The organism is Martelella alba (assembly GCF_005217455.1).
Taxonomy (GTDB): domain Bacteria; phylum Pseudomonadota; class Gammaproteobacteria; order Enterobacterales; family Enterobacteriaceae; genus Acerihabitans.
In genome coordinates this window covers 1-2,337 of the sequence record NZ_SZPQ01000102.1, presented here as the reverse complement: position 1 = coordinate 2,337, position 2,337 = coordinate 1, and the positions used below count along the sequence as shown (strand labels likewise).

Sequence of the window (2,337 nt, the reverse complement as noted above, 5' to 3'; positions counted from 1 at the left end):
TGGCTGGAGACGGAGGTGTATTAGTTTTAAATCGCTGCGGGTGACAAAACTGTATTCGTTTTAAATCGCCGTTGACACACGTCGGGAATAACATGCACGCGCGCCACGAAGGGCTGGCGCTAACTTACAGGGGGTTACTGATATGCTCTTGCGCTGGGGAAACGCGGGGGGAATTTCGAGTTAAACGCCGGCCTAACGGCCGTTGGGCAGGGGATCCCTTATCCTGGATAAGGGAGGCGAGGCATAATGCATAATCTGATGCAAAGTAGATAATGTCAGTCGCGTTATCGCGTTTTCTTTTGGTTAGTTTTTTGAAATTAAAGGTTATTTATGATTCGGGTTGAGAAAGCACTGGATAAGCGTGATCTTAAGGCATTTATCAATTTCCCTTCCTCACTCTATCGCGATGATCCTAATTGGATTGACCCCCTATATCTGGAACGCAAGGAGCATCTTTCAAACAAGAACCCTGGCGCTGAACATATTGAATGGCAGGCCTGGATAGCCAAAAAAGAGGGGAAGATTATCGGCCGTATCATCGCGCAAATTGATTCTTTACACCGCGGACTTTATGGCCAAGATACCGGTCACTTTGGCATGATCGACGCTATTGATGATTTGGACGTGTTCAATGCACTATTTGCCGCGGCGGAAGCGTGGTTGAAGTCTAAAGGCGCGCTAAGGATCACCGGGCCATTCAGCCTTAATATCAATCAAGAGAGTGGTTTATTGATCGACGGTTTTGATACCCCGCCTTCAACGATGATGACACACGCTAAACCCTATTATGCCAGCTATGTGGAGCAGCAAGGCTATAAACAAGGCACAGATTTGCTTGCCTATTGGATGAACCGGACCGACCTGTATTTTTCGCCGGTATTGACCAGGTTGATGGCGCAGGTACGCAAGAAAGTGACGGTTCGCTGCCTTAATCGCAAGCGGTTTAGTGAGGAAATGCAAGTAATTAGGGAGATTTTCAACTCTGGATGGCAGGATAATTGGGGATTTGTGCCCTTCACTGAGCATGAGTTCGCCACGCTGGGAGAGCAACTGAAGTTCCTGGTACCTGACGATATGATTCATATTGCTGAGGTGGATTCCGTCCCCTGCGCTTTTATCGTTGGTTTGCCGAATATCAATGAAGCCATTGCCGATTTGAAGGGGCATTTATTGCCTTTGGGCTGGGCAAAGCTGTTATGGCGTTTGAAAGTGAGCGGCGTGCGCACGGCCAGGGTGCCTCTGATGGGCGTTCGCCAGGAATACCATTTCAGTCGCATGGGGCCGATCATTGCATTATTGCTCATTGAGGCATTACGCGATCCCTTTGCTCGGCGCAATATTGATGCGTTGGAAATGTCGTGGATCCTGGAGTCCAATACCGGCATGCGTACGATTTTAGAGCGAATCGGGGCCATTCCCTATAAACGCTATCGTTTATACGAAAAGCAACTTTAAGGATTTGGCGTGCGGGCACTCCACCCTTTATCGATATCATCTAACATGAACGGTGCTCGGCAGATATCCCTGCGCGTCATGCTTCGCATTGTCGCTTACATTGGCGGCGCTCGCCCCGGTCACAGAGTCATCTATGCGCCAGGGAGGGCATGAAAGACATCCCCTCTCTCGCCGGAGACCCGCCTTGGGCGGGTAAAATCCCTCCCCGACGAATGTGTCGCTTGCGTGTCGATTGTCATTACTCACGGTGCGTGACGTATTTTTTTATATTACCCGGATGGCTATGGGAGTGAAACGCATGCCTTTTGAAAAGAAAAAAGGAATAAGCCGCTTATCAAGCAGCATTAAAAACTCATTGGCCGGTTTCGCTGATGCTTTTCATACAGAAGATGCTTTTCGTCAACTTCTGATGGTTGATTTATTTTTACTTATAGTGACTTTTTTTTTAGATATTACAAAAATGGAAAGATTATTATTAATTTTCAGTTGTTTTATCTTACTGGTGGTTGAATTGCTTAATACCGCGATTGAAACTGTCGTGGATCGCATTTCTCTGGACATCCATCCCTTATCCAAACGCGCCAAGGATGTGGGCGGAGCAGCGCAATTAGTGGCGGTTGTGATGACGATAATCCTTTGGCTGGTGGTATTGTTTGATTGAGTCGTATGGCGTTTGAATATTCGTCCTGACTTTCCAGAACCATACGGATGGCCCGCTGAGGGACCTCAGGGGAAAAGCGCGTATTTTTAGTCATCCTGTTTACCTCTCTCAAAAAGTTTAGTCTCCAGGATTACCGGGGCGGTTCGAATCAATAAAATTACTTAACCTTTGAAACGTTCGCGGTGGCCTGCTCAATGGGGGTATTGGGGACGGGCATTGCT

General features: G+C 47.8%; 2 protein-coding genes. Both read left to right on the top strand.

Features of this window, described 5'->3' with window-relative positions; genetic code table 11:
- Nucleotides 1-330: 330 nt before the first annotated feature.
- On the top strand, nucleotides 331-1,455 hold the full coding sequence (locus tag FCN80_RS25650) for an N-acetyltransferase (protein ID WP_136993157.1): 1,125 nt from the start codon (nucleotides 331-333) through the stop codon (nucleotides 1,453-1,455).
- A 283-nt stretch (nucleotides 1,456-1,738) separates the two neighbouring features.
- Entirely contained in the window at nucleotides 1,739-2,116 is a 378-nt protein-coding gene (locus FCN80_RS25645; RefSeq protein WP_230492972.1) for a diacylglycerol kinase, read from the top strand.
- Nucleotides 2,117-2,337 lie beyond the last annotated feature (221 nt).